Below are 17,834 nucleotides of genomic sequence, written 5' to 3' on the forward strand. Positions count from 1 at the left end.
GAGGATACATAATGACACAAAAAGGCGAAAAAATTACTGTTCAAAATGGAAAGCTAAACGTGCCAGATCATCCTATTATTCCATTTATCGAAGGAGATGGAACTGGACCCGATATCTGGGCTGCAGCAAGTAAAGTACTAGAAGCTGCTGTAGAAAAAGCATATGATGGCAAAAAAGGCATCGTCTGGAAAGAAGTTTATGCTGGAGAGAAAGCATTTAACAAAACAGGAGAATGGCTTCCAAAAGAAACATTGGAGCAAATTGACGAATACTTAATTGCAATTAAAGGACCTTTAACAACACCAATTGGTGGCGGCTTCCGCTCTTTAAACGTTGCTTTACGCCAAGAACTTGATTTATATAATTGTTTGCGTCCTGTGCGTTATTATGACGGTGTTCCTTCACCAGTTAAGAATCCACAAGACGTAGATATGGTTATCTTCCGTGAAAATACAGAAGATATCTATGCGGGTATCGAGTGGAAAAAAGGAACAGATGACGTTAAAAAAGTGATTGATTTCTTACAAAAAGAAATGGGTGTTACAAATATTCGTTTTCCAGAAACATCTGGAATTGGTATTAAACCTGTTTCTGAAGAGGGAACAAAACGTCTCGTACGTGCTGCGATTCAGTATGCAATTGACGAAGGACGTAAAAACGTTACCCTTGTACACAAAGGTAATATTATGAAATTTACAGAAGGTGCATTCAAAGAGTGGGGCTATGAGGTTGCCGAAGAAGAGTTTGGCGATAAAGTCTTCACTTGGGCCGAGTATGATCGCATTGCTGAAAAAGACGGTAAGGACGCAGCTAATAAAGCACAAGACGAAGCAGAAGCAGCTGGAAAGATTATTGTCAAAGATGCGATTGCTGATATCTTCTTACAACAAATCTTAACTCGTCCGAAAGAATTTGATGTTGTTGCAACAATGAACTTAAACGGAGACTACATTTCCGATGCCCTTGCTGCACAAGTTGGTGGAATCGGGATTGCTCCAGGAGCAAATATCAACTATGATACAGGTCATGCAATTTTTGAAGCGACACACGGAACTGCACCAAAATATGCTGGTCTAGACAAGGTGAATCCATCATCTGTTATCCTTTCAGGTGTATTAATGCTTGAACATCTAGGCTGGAAAGAAGCAGCTGATTTAATTAATAAAGCAATGGATAAAACAATTGCTTCTAAAGTTGTCACATACGACTTCGCTCGCCTAATGGACGGCGCAAAAGAAGTGAAATGCTCTGAGTTTGGTGATGAATTAATTAAGAATATGGACTAATCCAATTATTAGGGGGATCACCGTGAGTATTAAACGTAATAAAGTTTCTGTCATTGGTTCAGGATTTACAGGTGCAACAACTGCACTCATGTTAGCCCAGAAAGAATTAGCAGACATTGTCCTCGTTGATATACCTAACATGGAAAAGCCTACAAAAGGAAAAGCGCTTGATATGTTAGAGGCAAGCCCTGTTCTAGGATTTGATGCAAATATCATCGGGACAGCAAATTACGAAGATACGAAAGACTCTGATTTAGTTATTATCACTGCAGGTATACCACGTAAACCAGGTATGACGCGTGATGATTTAGTGAATACAAATGCTAAAATCCTAAAGTCTGTTACACAGGAAGTTGTGAAATATTCACCAAACTGTTATATCATCGTTCTGACAAATCCAGTTGATGCGATGACATATACAGTATATAAAGAGTCTGGTTTTCCTAAAGAGCGTGTTATGGGGCAATCTGGTGTTCTTGACACGGCACGTTTCCGTACATTCATTGCACAAGAACTTAACCTTTCTGTAAAAGACATTACAGGATTCGTACTCGGTGGCCACGGTGATGACATGGTACCACTCATACGTTATTCTTACGCGGGTGGTATTCCGTTAGAAAAACTTATTTCTCAAGACCGTTTAGATGCTATTGTTGAACGTACACGTAAAGGTGGCGGGGAAATCGTTGAGCTTTTAGGAACTGGCAGTGCTTATTATGCTCCTGCTGCATCATTGGTAGAGATGGCTGAAGCAATTCTTAAAGACCAACGCCGTGTATTACCAGCGATTGCATATCTTGAAGGTGAGTACGGTTATTCCGATCTTTATTTAGGTGTTCCAACTGTACTAGGTGGGAACGGAATTGAAGAAATTATTGAACTTGACTTAACAGATGAGGAAAAAGCAGCACTTGATAAATCAGCCGATTCTGTGAAGAAAGTGATGGATATAATAAAATAAAAAGTTAAAAAAGCTTCTTACTGTCAGTGTGACAGTAAGAAGCTTTATTTTATGTGAAAAGACATGGTAATTGTAAATTAAATGTAAAAATTTATCAACAATTTCACACATCAGTTTATTTTGATAAGAAACATATGTTATATATGTATATGACATGATATGATATATATACTACAAGATATTGGGCATAATGTTCAATGTTAAGGAGCTTGTTAAAGTGGATAAAAAAATACTTATTGTAGATGATGAACAATCAATTGTTACGTTATTAACGTATAATTTAGAAAAGGCTGGTTTTAAAACAGATGCTGCTTTTGATGGCATTGAAGCTGTCCGTATGGTAGAAAATCATCATTATGATTTAATTATCCTTGATTTAATGTTACCGGGTATGGATGGGATGGAAGTATGTAAACATCTCAGACAGCAAAAAATAGAAACACCCATTTTAATGTTAACAGCAAAAGATGATGAAATTGATAAAATATTAGGGCTTGAATTAGGAGCCGATGATTATTTAACGAAACCTTTCAGTCCTAAAGAAGTTGTTGCACGTATCAAAGCCATTTTACGTCGTGCCAATCGTCAAACAAGTTCTGAGACATTTACAACCATTAAAATAGGGGATTTGGTCATTTATCCAGAACGCTATGAAGTTGAAAAGAACAATCATTTAATAAGCTTTACTCGAAAGGAATTTGAGCTATTGCATTATTTAGCAACAAATGTAGAAAAAGTATTATCCCGTGATCAATTATTAAGTGCTGTCTGGAACTATGATTTTGTAGGCGATACCCGAATCGTCGATGTTCATATTAGTCATTTACGAGACAAAATAGAAACTGATACAAAGAGACCCGAATACATTAAAACTGTGCGTGGAATTGGGTACAAGTTGGAGGCACCTTTAAAATGAATGAGTCTTTTTCTAAACTGAAATTTGCATATGCTTTTGCTATCTTGATTATAATGGCGATAGTAGGAGCTGTATTAAGCTTAATTGTCGAAGATTATATTATTCTTATTTCAGTTCTAGGTATATTATATATTTTGTTATTGATCATCTTATTAAACGCGTTTCATAAATATATTAAACCAATTCAAGTCGCCTCTAAGACGATGGGAGAATTATTAAAAGGAAATTATCGAGCACGTGTCCATCATCCGTTCAATGGCAGTATCGGTGACTTAAGTCGGCAAATTAATGAATTGGCTCGTAATTTAAGTGAACTTTCCATTAATGAACAGATGCAAGCAGATCAACTTAAAACAGTCATTGACAATACAGAAAGTGGTCTCGTGTTGCTTGATGAGAAAGGTTATATTCATCTCGTTAACCGTAAATTTTTATCTATGTTTGGTGGTCAACAGCGTGATTATGTCGGCTATCTGTACTATGATGTGATGCGGCAAACAGCGATTCATCGTACCGTCCAAGAAACTTTCCTATACGAAAAGAACGTTAAGAAATCAATCACCCTTGATAAGGATACACGCCATATGTATATTGAAGTAGTAGGTGCTCCAATTTTTACTGAGCGCAAACTTCTTAAGGGAGCTGTATTAGCCTTTTATGATATTACCGATTTTAAAAACGTTGAAGTCATGCGTAAAGATTTTGTCGCTAATGTTTCACATGAATTAAAAACGCCTATTACATCGATCACAGGTTTTGCTGAGACATTGCTTGATGAAGGTTTAAGTAATCCAGAAATTAATCGCCAATTTACAGAGATTATTTATAACGAAAGTAATCGACTTCAAGTTTTAATAAATGATTTGTTAACATTATCTAAATTAGAACAAGAGGGTTTCACCTTATCCTATTCAGATATCCATTTAATAACGATTGTTAATGAAGTCCTGCCTGCGTTTAAACAAAAAATCGCGGAAAAGGATATTTCAGTTGATACGTCTATTTCTGATTCGATTCATTTTATAGCAGATCAAGAAAAGTTAAAACAAATCTTGATAAATTTATTAGCTAATGCGATTAATTACACACCAGAACAAGGAAAAATCAAGATACAAGCAGTCGAAAGCGAAGATGATGTCCATATTATGATTAGTGACACTGGTATAGGCATTCCGCAAGATGTGACCCCGCGGATATTTGAACGTTTCTTCCGGGTAGATAAGGCGAGAAGTCGAGATACAGGAGGAACAGGGCTAGGGCTTGCGATTGTCAAACATATCTCTGAACTTCATGGTGGACATGTGACTGTAGAAAGTGAACTGAATAAAGGATCGACATTTACAGTTGTTTTACCGAAGAACTTAGATAAAGTGAAGTGATCTAGCAGTGTAGATCACTTCACTATTTTTGTATGTGTCATTTTCCCGTTCTCGTAAATCATGATAAACTAGATGAAGAAGTATTAACGAGGAGGAAAACAGATGAAGAATAAACTCGTTTTAGTTGATGGTAATAGCATTATTTATCGTGCGTTCTTTGCTTTACCATTATTGAATAATGATAAAGGTGTTTATACGAACGCGGTCTATGGTTTTACGACAATGTTATTACGTATATTAGAAGAAGAAAAGCCAACACATATGCTCGTTGCATTTGATGCTGGAAAGACAACCTTCCGTCATAAAACATATAAAGACTATAAAGGTGGCCGCCAGAAAACTCCACCCGAGCTTTCTGAGCAATTCCCCCTTGTTAGAGAACTGCTTGACGCCTTTCAAATTAAGCATTACGAACTTGAACAATATGAAGCAGACGATATTATTGGTACATTAGCTAAGAGGGTTGAAGAAAAGGACTGGGAAATTAAGATTTATTCTGGTGATAAAGACCTTCTTCAACTTGTCGATGGACATATAACAATGGCAATGACCCGTAAAGGGATCAGTGAGATTGAAACATTTACACCACAATATTTGAAGGAAAAATTAGAACTGTCACCTGACCAAATCATTGATTTAAAAGCGTTGATGGGGGATAACTCAGATAATATCCCTGGTGTACCAGGTGTTGGAGAAAAAACGGCGACTAAATTACTAAAACAATATGACACATTAGAAAATGTATACGCTCATCTAGATGAACTTCGTGGTAAAAAATTAAAAGAGAATCTCACAAATTATAAAGAAGATGCTTTTATGAGTAAGGAACTCGTTACAATAAATTGCTTGTCACCTGTCGAGGTGTCTACGAAAGACATCACATATTCTGGTCATGATACAACTGAAGTGATACGTATATTTAAAGATTTAGGCTTCCAATCTTTATTAAATCGCATGGATGGAGGCGCTTCTGTAGAAGACGAAACCGAGTTGAAGGATATCACTTTTACGATGTTGGATGAAGTGTCTTCAGATATATTTACTGGAAAAGACGCCCTTTTCCTAGAAATCTTAGAGGATAACTATCATCTAGAACCGATTATTGGGATTGGGATAGCGAATAATAAAGGTGTTTATATCCTATCGATTGAAACAGCCCTTAAATCTTCATTATTTAAAGAATGGATAGAAGATGAAACGAAGGAAAAGATTGTTTTCGACACGAAGAAATCGGTCGTTTTATTCTTACGAGAAGGTCTACAGCTGAGAGGTATTACATTTGATATGTTACTCGCTTCCTACTTACTTAACCCAGCTGAGAGCCATGACACAATCCCAGAAATCGCTCATGATATGAACCTGCGACATGTGAAATATGATACCGAAATATACGGTAAAGGAAAGAGTAAGAAGATACCTAAGACAGATGTACTACAGGATCATATTGCTCGCAAAACTCAGTTATTGTATGAGTTAAAAGATGAAATTGCTAACAAGCTACAGGAGAACGAACAATATCAGCTCTTATTTGATTTAGAGATGCCTCTTGCTCATATTTTAGCCGAAATGGAACATACGGGTGTTAAAGTTGATGTGTCCCGCTTAGAAAAAATGGGAACTGAACTAAAAGAACGATTGGACACGATTGAACGCGAAGTCATTGAGTTAGCAGGTGAATCATTTAATCTTAACTCGCCGAAACAACTCGGTGTCATTTTATTTGAGAAACTAGGTCTACCTGTCATTAAAAAAACGAAAACAGGCTATTCAACCGCAATCGATGTGTTAGAAAAGCTATATGACAAGCATGAGATTATTCCTAAAATTGTACTCTATCGTCAATTAGGCAAACTACAATCGACATATATTGAAGGTTTGTTAAAGGTTGTCCATCCGGATACTGAAAAAATCCATACCCGATTTAATCAAGCCTTAACACAAACAGGACGGTTAAGTTCGATTGATCCAAACTTACAGAACATCCCTATTCGCCTTGAGGAAGGTCGAAAAATTCGTCAAGCCTTCGTCACTTCTGAAGAAGATTGGGTGATTTTCTCTGCTGACTATTCACAAATCGAATTGCGGGTGCTTGCTCATATTGCAAATGACGAGAAGTTAATCGCAGCTTTTAAAGATAATATGGATATTCATACGCAAACAGCGATGGATGTGTTTCATGTAGATAAAGAAAATGTCACACCAGATATGCGTCGTCAAGCTAAAGCTGTCAATTTCGGTATTGTTTACGGGATTAGTGATTATGGCTTATCACAGAATTTAGGGATTACGCGAAAAGAAGCTAAACAATTTATTGATACGTATTTTAAGATTTATCCAGGCGTCAAACAATATATGGATGACATTGTTCAAGAAGCAAAACATAGAGGCTATGTGACGACAATTATGCATAGACGTCGCTATTTACCTGATATTACGAGCCGTAACTTCAATTTAAGAAGTTTTGCCGAACGAACAGCGATGAATACGCCAATCCAAGGAAGTGCGGCAGATATTATTAAAAAAGCGATGATCGACTTAAATGAACAATTAGAGAAAAACAAGATGAAAGCTCGACTTTTATTACAAGTGCATGATGAATTGATTTTAGAAGTACCAGAAGAAGAAATTGATCAGCTCATCGAAATTGTTACATCGTGTATGGAGAACGCTGTATCTCTAAAAGTTCCGTTAAAGGTTGATTATTCATACGGAAAAAGTTGGTTTGATGCTAAGTAAGGGGAATGATTTATGCCGGAATTACCAGAAGTTGAAACGATAAAAAATACACTGAAACGATTTGTTATTAATAAAACGATTGAAAAGGTCTCAGTTTATTGGCCAAACATCATTAAGTTACCAGATGATATCGAGCAATTCAAATTTCTATTACAAAAACAGATGATTAATGATGTTCATCGAAAAGGGAAATTCCTATTGTTTGAATTAGATGACTATATATTAGTTTCTCATTTAAGAATGGAAGGAAAATACCATGTCTTTCAAAAAACTGAACCGATAAAGAAACATACACATGTTGTTTTTTCTTTTACGAATGGACAAGAACTAAGATATAACGATGTACGCAAGTTTGGCACGATGCATTTAATTCCAAAAGGTCAGGAATTCAAGCGAAAGCCACTTAATCAGCTTGGACCAGATCCATTTGATGAGCAGTTTACATTCGCATATTTTTATGAAAAATTACAGAAGACGTCTCGCTTCATTAAAGCAGCTTTACTTGATCAAACAATCGTTGCAGGACTCGGAAACATATATGTAGACGAAACATTGTTTAAAGCACGTGTACATCCTATGAAGCGAGCACATCAGTTAACAGCAGATGAAATAAAACGTATTCAACAAGCTGCAATTGCTGTATTAAAAGAGGCCATTAAATTAGGAGGAACAACAGTCCGTTCCTATGTTAATAGCCAGGGTGATATGGGCATGTTTCAACAACGTTTATTTGTCTATGGTAAAGAAGGTCAGGCATGTCATACGTGTGGAACAGAGATAGAGAAGATGAAAGTAGCAGGTCGAGGCACACATATTTGTCCGATTTGTCAAAAACAAGACTAGAATAAGAAGAGGAAGGATACGATGACTTGTGTAATTGGGTTGACAGGAAGTATTGCCAGTGGAAAAAGCACCGTTTCTTTAATGTTCGATGATTTTAACATTCCTGTTATTGATGCAGATAAATTAGCTCGTGAAGTTGTGCTACCAGGTGAACCCGCTTATAACGAGATTATTGAAACATTCGGGGAAGACATGTTACGTAAAGACCGTTCGATTGATCGAAAGAAGTTAGGTGAAGTGGTTTTTGCCGATAAAGAAAAACTTGAGAAACTCAACAAAATCGTTCACCCAGCGATTCGGCAGCGCATGTTAGAAAAAAGAGATGCCTACATTGAAGCAAAGGAAAAATGTGTTGTACTCGATATACCGTTGTTATTTGAAAATAAGTTACAACATTTAGTCGACCGTACTGTTCTAGTTTATGTTGATGAATCCGTTCAATTAGAACGTTTAATGAAACGTGATAATTTTACAGAAATAGAAGCGAAACAGCGAATCAATTCACAGCTTCCTTTAAAAGAAAAAGCGAGATTAGCGGATGCAATCATTAATAATAACGGTTCAAAGCATGAATCATTTATTCAGCTTGAACAACTTCTAACGGAATGGGAAATTATTTAAATGTGGCTGGGACAAAACCCAGTTAAATAGAAAAGGAGTTCAGTTAATAATAAAACTGGACTCTTAATTTTTATTAAAAGCTCTTTTCTATATTTAGAGTGGTGTTTCCTTTCACCTCAAACAGTTGCTTTCCGCAGGCAGGATTTAAGCTCCTGTAGCTCCTCTGTCGAGTCGCTACAGGAATCTTCGGTCTCGTGCTGTTCCATCGTGGCTCGCAGACTGCCAGCGGAAAGCGGAGTGTAAGTCAATTACGATGGAATACGCTCAGTTTTTTTAACATAAAGGAAGCCTTTACAAAATTATCATATAAACAGTCACATTTTTAAATGTAATATGTTATACTATTAATGGTTTTTAACAAATAAAGTATGACATATACAGGAGGAATATAAATGAAAAAGATCCGTATTGCGATAAATGGCTTCGGTCGCATCGGGCGTATGGTTTTCCGACAAGCAATGAAAGATAATCAACTAGAAGTTGTTGCAGTGAATGCAAGCTATCCAGCAGAAACATTAGCACACTTAGTGAAGTATGATAGTGTCCATGGTGCTTTTGATGGTGATGTAAAAGCTACTGATGATGGTTTAGAAGTAGATGGTCAAGCTATTAAACTCGTTAGCTCTAGAAACCCAGAAGAATTACCATGGGAAGAATTTCAAATAGATGTCGTTGTTGAAGCGACAGGCGCATTTAGAACAAAAGAATCTGCGGGTCTACATTTAAAAGCAGGTGCGAAAAAAGTCGTTATTACAGCACCAGGAAAAGAAGTTGACCGAACAATTGTCATGGGTGTTAACCATGAAACATATGAAGAGACAGATACAGTTATCTCTAATGCATCATGTACAACAAACTGTTTAGCACCAGTTGTAAAAGTACTTGATGACCATTTCAAAATTAAAAATGGACTCATGACAACTGTCCATGCCTTTACAAACGATCAGAAAAATTTAGATAACCCACATAAAGATTTACGCCGTGCAAGAGGTTGTACACAATCAATTATTCCAACGTCAACAGGTGCTGCAAAAGCACTAGGCGAAGTATTACCACACTTAAATGGTAAACTTCATGGAATGGCATTACGTGTTCCAACTCCGAATGTTTCATTAGTTGACTTAGTCGTTGATGTAGAAAGGTCTGTAACGGTCGAAGAGATTAACAATGCCTTTAAACAAGCAGCAAAAGAACAATTAAAAGGTATAATTGAATATACAGAAGAACCACTTGTTTCCATTGACTTCACCACAACTGAATCATCGGCTATTGTTGATGGCCTCTCAACAATGGTGATGGACGAACATAAAGTAAAAGTATTAGCATGGTATGATAATGAGTGGGGCTACTCAAGCCGTGTTGTTGATTTAACAAAATATGTTGGTCAGTCATTAGTGAAATAATATATATAACCTTAAATACAAAAAGAGTTGTTCGATTATTGTCGGACAACTCTTTTTACACTTCATATCAATTATAAAACAAAATAGCTCCGGATTCTTTATTGAAACTGAAAAACATGTTAGAATGGGTAGAGTATCAGTAATTTTTTGATAGAAATTATGGTGAGTTTAAGATGTCTTTAAAAAAAATCTTTTCAAAGCATTCCGAAACACATGATCAACATAAGAATAAAGAACTTAAAACACGATACTATAAAACAACATCAAAAGAGGCTTTAAACATTCTAAAAAATATATGTCAACAAACATTGCAAGCGACCATTCATGCCATTTCAGAAGAACGTGGAGAGTTAAGTATATCCATTATAAACGAAGGAAAGAAGGCATTTGTGGTTGCTTCAGTTGTCATGGTCCAACCTTACCAAACGGCAATTGATTTTACTGTTACAACAGAGACTGCCTTTCCTTTTGACTTTGGATACAGTACAAAGGTAATAAAGTCACTTTATGATGCACTAGATCAAAGACTACCGTTATTAGAAACGAATTAGAACATAACGAAATTTTATGCAATTGGGAGCGAACAAAATGAGATGTCCAACATGCCAAAACAAAAATTCTAAAGTCCTGGATTCACGTCCAATTGAAGATGGACGTTCTATTCGTCGTAGAAGAGAATGCGATTCGTGTGGCTATCGTTTTACAACATTTGAACGAACGGAAAAAGTTCCCCTAATGGTTGTAAAAAAAGATGGCGCACGCCAGGAATTTAGCCGAGAAAAGCTTACCCGTGGAATCATGAAAGCTTGTGAAAAACGCCCAGTATCAGCTGAGACAATCGAGGACATGGTTCATCAAATAGAAAAAGAGCTCCGTAATAAAAATACGGCTGAAGTAGATAGTAAAGAAATTGGTGAAAAAGTGATGGAACAACTTGCGCAAGTCGATGAAGTAGCTTATGTTCGATTTGCGTCCGTTTATCGCCAATTTAAAGATATTACCGTGTTTATGAACGAGTTGAAAGAATTAATTGATGCTGATAAAAAGAAATAAATCAATATATATCATGTACATCAGGAAAGGGTTATGAAAATGAACTTCATTGGGAAGATTTTACCAAACGACGGATATAAGGTTACTGTCAGGGGTCATTTACCTGTGGATTACGCCATTTCATTAACCCATTTATATCAACCATTAATCGGGATTCACGCTGTGATGTTATATCAGACGCTTCTTCATGATGTCTCAATTTTTCCAAAGAAAGAATTTAAAACGCATCATCAGCTCATGAGTTGTATGGGGCTTCCATTAGATGAAATCTATCAAGCACGATTAAAATTAGAAGCAATCGGTTTAATGAACACTTACGAAATAGATGATGAATCATATACAGTTTTAAGCTATGACCTTATTGGACCATTTTCTCCAAAGCAATTTTTCCAAGATGCGATGCTCTCACAGCTCTTATATCATCAAATTGGAAAATATCGTTTTGATCAATTACAGGCACATTTTGTTAAGGAAGAAACAATGCATGGGAAGAAGATAACCGCTTCATTTGAAACCGTGTTTAAAACATTACGTGTCACTAATAGCCCGATTCAGCCCAAACAACCTGTTGCTAAAAAACAGCTCGGCCCAAATGTTCAAGAGATAGACTTTAATTGGCTTGCACATGTTTTGAAGAAACAGATGATACCAGCTGAACGTGTATTAACGAAAACGAATCAACGTATCATCAGCCAAATGAAAATATTGTACGACCTAGCGAATCATGAAATTGAAAAATGTGTTCTATGGGCAATAACGGAGGACCATACATTAAATGTTGAAGAATTTAAACAGGCCTGCCATGATGCATTTACAATGAATAAAAAGCATCAAACGGTTGAACTAGTCGCCCAAGATAAAGGTGGCGTGGACAGTCATCAGAAGCAGTCACAACTAAGGGAACCGAAAACGAAAGAAGAAAAACTCGTCCAAATCTTAGAAACGATTTCTCCACAACAATTATTAGCCGATTTATCTAGTGGCAATCAAGCTTCCGAACAAGATTTGACCTTAGTTCGTGACATTATGTTGTCACAGGGATTACCGTCTCCAGTTATGAACGTATTAATCCATTACGTTTTATTACAATCAGATATGCGACTGTCGAGAAAATATATGGAGACAATTGCTAGTCATTGGTCACGTGCCAATTTAAAAACGGCTAAAGAAGCGATGGCATTCGCTAAAAAACAACAAAACCAATTTGAAAAACGCCGTACGAACCAACCCACTCAATCGTATTATAAACAGCAAAAGTCGGCAGATGTCATACCTGACTGGTTTAAGAAAAGACAAAAAAACCAAGAAACAAAACAGCCGTCGACTGGACCTGTTATCGATGTTCAAAAGGAAAAAGAAAAAATGGCAGCCTTTATTAAACAGCATGCCATGAATCAACATAAATAAAACAAGCAAGGGGGGAGACCATGGAACCTGTCCAAGCAACTTTAAAAAAATGGCTGAAAACGAATAAAAATTTCAAAGAACTTTACTCAAAGCTTAAACAAGACGTGTTAAATGACTCAGACATTGAGGCATTTTTAATCAATCATCCTGAGTTGACATCTAACGATATCGAGAGAAATTTGATGAAATTATATGAATATCGTAGTCAGTCTAAGAACTGTCGAAACTGTCGTTCTCTCAATGGATGTCGTAACATGATACAAGGCTATTCGCCTGTATTAGAAGTAGTAGAACGTGACATTCATCTTTCTTATAAAAAATGTCAGTACCGAATAAATGATGAACGGGATCGCGAGAAGACAGAGCTCATTCAAAGTCTTTATATGCCAAAAGACATATTACAAGCTTCAATTCAAGACATTGACAATGATTCAGAACGTGGACAAGCTGTTTTAGAATTACATCGGTTTATTAGGCAGGTGAAAGATGGTGTTCCTGAGAAAGGAATCTATTTCCATGGACCATTTGGGGTGGGCAAAACGTATTTCCTTGGTGCTTTAGCCAATTCGTTAAAGGATTTTAATATCTCCTCCACGCTTATTTATATGCCAGAACTTGTACGTGAAATGCGTGCATCATTAAAAGATGACTCAGTAAATAAAAAAATAGACATTTTTAAAAAAGCGGATGTTCTTATGCTTGACGACATCGGAGCAGAAATGCAATCAGCCTGGTTTCGTGATGAAATACTCGGTTCAATCTTACAATTTCGCATGATGGAAAAACGACCCGTCTTCTTCACATCAAATTATAGTTTAGACCAATTAGAGAAAATGCTTGCGACAACAAGAAGTGGTGTAGAAACCGTCAAGGCAGGACGAATTATTGAGCGAATTAAACAAGTGAGTCATGAAGTCCCTGTATATGGAAGAAATCGTCGGGAATAGATAGCGTCTGAGAATTTCTCAGGCGTTTTTATTTTTTTAAAAAACATTTCTTTTCAAGAAGAAGTACATTTTTTCCTTTGCTTATCCATATAATGTAACAGTTTGGATAATGGTGAGGGTGATGGGTTTGTTAGAGATTTATTTTAGAACGAATAAAGAAGTAACTTGTTTTTGTGATGTGGTATATCAAATAACGAATGAAATTCATGTGCAATGGGAAACGCATAAAGATTGGGGGAATCGATTATATGTGCGTGTGTTAACAGCTGATATGAAAACGGCTATCGCAAAAGCGCTTGCTGATGTTTTTATGACGTATCATTTAACCGATTTTATTGAAAAAATTTTACGTGACAAGTATTATTACACAAACGGCGAAGAATTAAAACGTATTAGCCATCTTTCAGAGACGATGTTATTAGAAGATCAAATATTATTGAAAGATAAGTGTTTAAACGATTGGTTACAGGCCATTTTTTTTGAGCGGATTCTTGAAGATACAGCCATTCATTTTCAATCCATTATACAATTTCGCTTAACTGATTTAAAAAATGCACTCACACAGATTGTAGGTCTTGCAATAGATGATTATAAACGTGAGGAAGAGCATCAAGCTTTTATACATATGTTACGTGAATATATGAATCGAAAAAAATCAGACCATGATTGTATTCACGTCGTACAGGGGGATAATTTCTCATTTTTTGATCCGGATGGAGAACGTTTAACGTCAAAGAAGTTAATGCAAATTATGAAGCAGGAACCTTTATATATTGTTGGCCTGGACGGAAAAGAAATGAATTTAGCACCTTTGATTGCGATTGCGCCAAATAAAATATACATCTATGGTGAAGACCCCTCTGAACCTAAAACAATGACTGTGATTAATGTGTTTCAAGAAAAGGTGATGTTTTTACCATTATCGGAATTTCCTTTCTCAATATAGTTGCAATTTTAATGATAACCCGCTATAATATTAAATAATTATATTCTATCGGTAAGGATAAGGACATGATTATTTGCTTAATAACAGCTCAGAGATAGAAGTCATCGGCTGAGAACTTCTACTGTTAGGCAATTGATTACCACCTTTGAACCCTGTATATGAAATAACAGTAATATACAGCGCTTGATCCACGTTAAGGAAAATGGAGTCGTTGTGAGCGTCATGTTCATGACGAGAACTAGGGTGGAACCACGATTTGCACACTCGTCCCTTTTATTTAGTAGGGATGGGTGTTTTTTATTTGTTTTTAAATATGAAAAGGAGTGTTTAAAGATGGCAGAAATTGAAATTGTGTTTCCAGATGGAAATAAAAAGGTGTTTCCTAAAGGAACGACAGGTGAAGATATCGCTGGAAGCATTTCACCAGGACTTAAGAAGCAAGCATTAGCTGTTAGAGTTGATGATCAATTGTTCGATTTAAGACGGGAACTTCCGCATGGTGGTCCGATTCAAATCATCACGTATAGAGATCAGGAAGGAATCGAGATTATGCGCCATTCAACAGCGCATTTAATGGCACATGCGATTAAACGACTGTATAAAGATGTCAACTTTGGTGTTGGTCCTGTTATTGAAGAAGGATTCTACTATGATATGGACCTTGATGTGTCGATTACACCAGAAGATTTACCTAAAATAGAAAAAGAAATGCAACGCATAATTGATCAAAATATTGAAATTAAACGGATTGAAGTATCTCGTGAAGAGGCGATTCAAAAGTTTAAAGACTTAAATGATCCACTGAAAGTTGAATTGATTCAAGATATTCCAGAAGGTGAAACGATCACCCTTTATGAACAAGATGATTTTGTTGATTTATGTCGTGGTGTGCATGTCCCGTCAACTGGAAAAATTAAAGTTTTTAAATTATTAACGATTTCTGGTGCGTATTGGCGTGGCGATAGCAACAATAAACAATTACAACGTATCTATGGAACGGCTTTTGAAAAGAAAAGTCAACTAACAGAGCATTTACGTATTTTAGAAGAACGTAAAGAACGTGATCACCGTAAGCTCGGTAAAGAGTTAGGTATCTTTACTGTTTCTCAAAAAGTTGGGCAAGGTTTACCCCTTTGGTTACCGAAAGGCGCAACTGTACGCCGGATTATTGAGCGTTATATTGTTGACTTAGAAGAAAGACTTGGTTATAACCATGTCTATACACCTGTACTTGGTAGTGTGGAGTTGTATAAAACAAGCGGTCATTTAGATCACTACCAGGACGATATGTTCCCATCGATGAAAATGGATAATGAAGAACTAATCTTACGTCCGATGAACTGTCCACATCATATGATGGTTTATAAAAATCAGTTGTATAGTTATCGTAACTTACCAGTTCGTATTGCAGAATTAGGAACGATGCACCGTTATGAAATGTCGGGTGCTTTAGCTGGCTTACAACGTGTTCGCGGAATGACATTAAATGATGCACATATCTTCGCTCGTCCTGATCAAGTGAAAGAAGAATTTAAACGAGTTGTTACACTCATTAAACATGTATATCAAGATTTTGGTATCGATGATTATTATTTCCGACTTTCATATCGTGATCCAGAAGATAAAGAGAAATATATCGATAATGATGAGATGTGGGAATACGCACAAGCAGCCCTTAAAGAAACAATGGAAGAGATGGATCTAGATTATGTAGAAGCTGAAGGAGAAGCGGCTTTCTATGGTCCGAAATTAGACGTACAAGTAAAAACAGCACTCGGTAAGGATGAAACATTGTCTACCGTTCAACTCGATTATCAAGCTGCAGAGAAATTTGATTTAACTTATATCGGAGAAGATGGTAAAGAACATCGTCCAGTTGTCATTCACCGTGGTGTTGTCTCAACGATGGAACGTTTTGTTGCTTTCTTACTTGAAGAATATAAAGGTGCTTTTCCAGTATGGCTTGCACCTGTACAAGTAAAAGTTATTCCAGTTTCTTTATCTGCTCATTTAGATTATGCGAAAGATGTGAGTGAACGTTTACGCTTCCAAGGTATTCGTGTTGAAGTTGATGAACGCGATGAAAAAATTGGCTATAAGATTCGCGAAGCCCAAACAGAGAAAGTTCCATTCGCACTTGTTGTAGGAGATAAAGAGATTGAAGAACAAGCAGTTAACGTTCGCCGTTACGGAGAGAAGAAAACTGAAACGCTCAGTTACGACCAATTTGAACAATTAATTAAAGAAGAAATCGAACAGAAAGTATCACGTCAATAACATAAAAAACAGGTGTCTTAAATTGCGTATTTTAAGGCACCTGTATTTTTTTTGTTATAAAAATCACACTATTTTAAAATAATTGAATACGTTTTCACTCTGTGGTATGCTTATTCCAAATTAAGACGAAATAGGGGATGTTCTATGCGTTTTGCCAAACCTATTCTTATTGTTTTATCGGTCATTGTGATTATTAGTTATATTTTATACGAACTCGACGTCTTTCCTGTGACGAAAGATGATGTTGTTGAAGAGCATCAACAAAAAGTAGAACAAACAAAAGAAGTGATTAAAAAGGACAAGGAAAAACAGAAAACAGGTGAGATGACGAAAGAAAAGCTGATAGAAAAAATGCTCGATTCAACACTTTATTTTGATAATGTACAGGGAAAATATATTTATACCGAATCTGACGGTGCTCGACAGATGCATCAAGAAGTATCCTATGTCCTTGATCGTAAAAATTTAAGAAGTAAACATCATTTTATAATAGATCAAGGTGAATTTGTTCTTTATAGTGATGCGGATAATAAAATATACGTAAATGAGATGGAAAAAGTATATCAATCTTTCAGGCATTCTGAGCATGTAGAAGGTAATCCAAATGATCATACGATCGTTGACCGGATACATATGGGGCTTCATAAAGACCCTGAAGGAATGAATCTGGTGCATAGCAGTGTTGTTGGTTCAGATTTCTTACCAACTTTACAATACTTTTCTGATTGGGAGTTTGACGAGACAATGTTTCTAGGTTTTTCAAGTTATCTTATAGAGGGGGACGAAGGCAATTTTTCAGAAGGAGACACGTTCACGATGATAGTAGAGAAAAATACAGGCATCATTTTGGACTACCGTGTTTATGATAAAAAAGGCGATGAAATCGTTTCACTTATGACAGAAGATATTGTTATCGATACTAAAACAATTGATCCAACAATTTTTGAACCGGATTTAACGGGATACAAGGAAGAAGCTATACCTGATTATGTCCCAGATGAATATATGCCTGAGTATTTAAAGAAAAAAGAAAAGAAGTGATAATAGGAGGGTGTGAAG

General features: G+C 36.3%; 15 protein-coding genes and 1 other annotated feature. All 15 genes read left to right on the forward strand.

Features of this window, described 5'->3' with window-relative positions; all coding sequences use genetic code 11:
• Nucleotides 1-11: 11 nt before the first annotated feature.
• The 15 genes from icd (at nucleotide 12) to VIG73_RS07525 (ending at nucleotide 17,816) form a co-directional block, all read left to right on the forward strand.
• Nucleotides 12-1,286 carry an NADP-dependent isocitrate dehydrogenase gene (icd, locus tag VIG73_RS07455; protein WP_331640540.1) on the forward strand — a complete coding sequence of 425 codons (1,275 nt, stop codon included), beginning with the start codon at nucleotides 12-14 and terminating at the stop codon, nucleotides 1,284-1,286.
• Between the two features lie 22 nt (nucleotides 1,287-1,308).
• On the forward strand, nucleotides 1,309-2,247 hold the full coding sequence (gene mdh, locus VIG73_RS07460; RefSeq protein ID WP_331640542.1) for a malate dehydrogenase: 939 nt from the start codon (nucleotides 1,309-1,311) through the stop codon (nucleotides 2,245-2,247).
• A 217-nt stretch (nucleotides 2,248-2,464) separates the two neighbouring features.
• Nucleotides 2,465-3,163, forward strand: coding sequence for a response regulator transcription factor (locus tag VIG73_RS07465; RefSeq protein ID WP_331640545.1), 699 nt, complete (start codon nucleotides 2,465-2,467; stop codon nucleotides 3,161-3,163).
• Complete coding sequence (gene pnpS, locus VIG73_RS07470) at nucleotides 3,160-4,542, forward strand: two-component system histidine kinase PnpS (protein WP_331640547.1); 1,383 nt, start codon at nucleotides 3,160-3,162, stop codon at nucleotides 4,540-4,542. The genes VIG73_RS07465 and pnpS overlap by 4 nt, the downstream gene beginning before the upstream one ends.
• 102 nt (nucleotides 4,543-4,644) lie before the next feature.
• Nucleotides 4,645-7,278, forward strand: coding sequence for a DNA polymerase I (gene polA / locus VIG73_RS07475; RefSeq protein ID WP_331640549.1), 2,634 nt, complete (start codon nucleotides 4,645-4,647; stop codon nucleotides 7,276-7,278).
• Nucleotides 7,279-7,290: 12 nt separating this feature from the next.
• Nucleotides 7,291-8,121 (forward strand): DNA-formamidopyrimidine glycosylase, encoded by an 831-nt coding sequence (mutM, locus tag VIG73_RS07480; protein WP_331640552.1) that lies wholly within the window; start codon nucleotides 7,291-7,293, stop codon nucleotides 8,119-8,121.
• A gap of 21 nt (nucleotides 8,122-8,142) precedes the next feature.
• Complete coding sequence (coaE, locus tag VIG73_RS07485) at nucleotides 8,143-8,742, forward strand: dephospho-CoA kinase (protein WP_331640554.1); 600 nt, start codon at nucleotides 8,143-8,145, stop codon at nucleotides 8,740-8,742.
• A gap of 392 nt (nucleotides 8,743-9,134) precedes the next feature.
• Entirely contained in the window at nucleotides 9,135-10,145 is a 1,011-nt protein-coding gene (locus tag VIG73_RS07490; RefSeq protein ID WP_331640556.1) for a glyceraldehyde-3-phosphate dehydrogenase, read from the forward strand.
• A gap of 173 nt (nucleotides 10,146-10,318) precedes the next feature.
• Complete coding sequence (locus VIG73_RS07495) at nucleotides 10,319-10,696, forward strand: cytosolic protein (protein WP_331640558.1); 378 nt, start codon at nucleotides 10,319-10,321, stop codon at nucleotides 10,694-10,696.
• 37 nt (nucleotides 10,697-10,733) lie between these two features.
• The gene (nrdR, locus tag VIG73_RS07500; protein WP_331640560.1) at nucleotides 10,734-11,198 is read left to right on the forward strand and encodes a transcriptional regulator NrdR; all 465 of its coding nucleotides are present in this window, start codon (nucleotides 10,734-10,736) and stop codon (nucleotides 11,196-11,198) included.
• Nucleotides 11,199-11,303: 105 nt separating this feature from the next.
• The gene (locus VIG73_RS07505) at nucleotides 11,304-12,605 is read left to right on the forward strand and encodes a replication initiation and membrane attachment family protein (RefSeq protein ID WP_331640563.1); all 1,302 of its coding nucleotides are present in this window, start codon (nucleotides 11,304-11,306) and stop codon (nucleotides 12,603-12,605) included.
• Between the two features lie 20 nt (nucleotides 12,606-12,625).
• Entirely contained in the window at nucleotides 12,626-13,552 is a 927-nt protein-coding gene (gene dnaI, locus VIG73_RS07510; protein WP_331640565.1) for a primosomal protein DnaI, read from the forward strand.
• A gap of 127 nt (nucleotides 13,553-13,679) precedes the next feature.
• On the forward strand, nucleotides 13,680-14,498 hold the full coding sequence (gene ytxC / locus VIG73_RS07515; RefSeq protein ID WP_331640567.1) for a sporulation protein YtxC: 819 nt from the start codon (nucleotides 13,680-13,682) through the stop codon (nucleotides 14,496-14,498).
• A 45-nt stretch (nucleotides 14,499-14,543) separates the two neighbouring features.
• Nucleotides 14,544-14,773 (forward strand) — a binding site (T-box leader).
• A gap of 58 nt (nucleotides 14,774-14,831) precedes the next feature.
• Nucleotides 14,832-16,775, forward strand: coding sequence for a threonine--tRNA ligase (gene thrS / locus VIG73_RS07520; protein ID WP_331640569.1), 1,944 nt, complete (start codon nucleotides 14,832-14,834; stop codon nucleotides 16,773-16,775).
• A 144-nt stretch (nucleotides 16,776-16,919) separates the two neighbouring features.
• The gene (locus tag VIG73_RS07525; protein ID WP_331640571.1) at nucleotides 16,920-17,816 is read left to right on the forward strand and encodes a hypothetical protein; all 897 of its coding nucleotides are present in this window, start codon (nucleotides 16,920-16,922) and stop codon (nucleotides 17,814-17,816) included.
• Nucleotides 17,817-17,834 lie beyond the last annotated feature (18 nt).

It is taken from the genome of Cerasibacillus sp., assembly GCF_036516575.1.
In the GTDB taxonomy this organism is placed as follows: Bacteria; Bacillota; Bacilli; order Bacillales; family Amphibacillaceae; genus Cerasibacillus.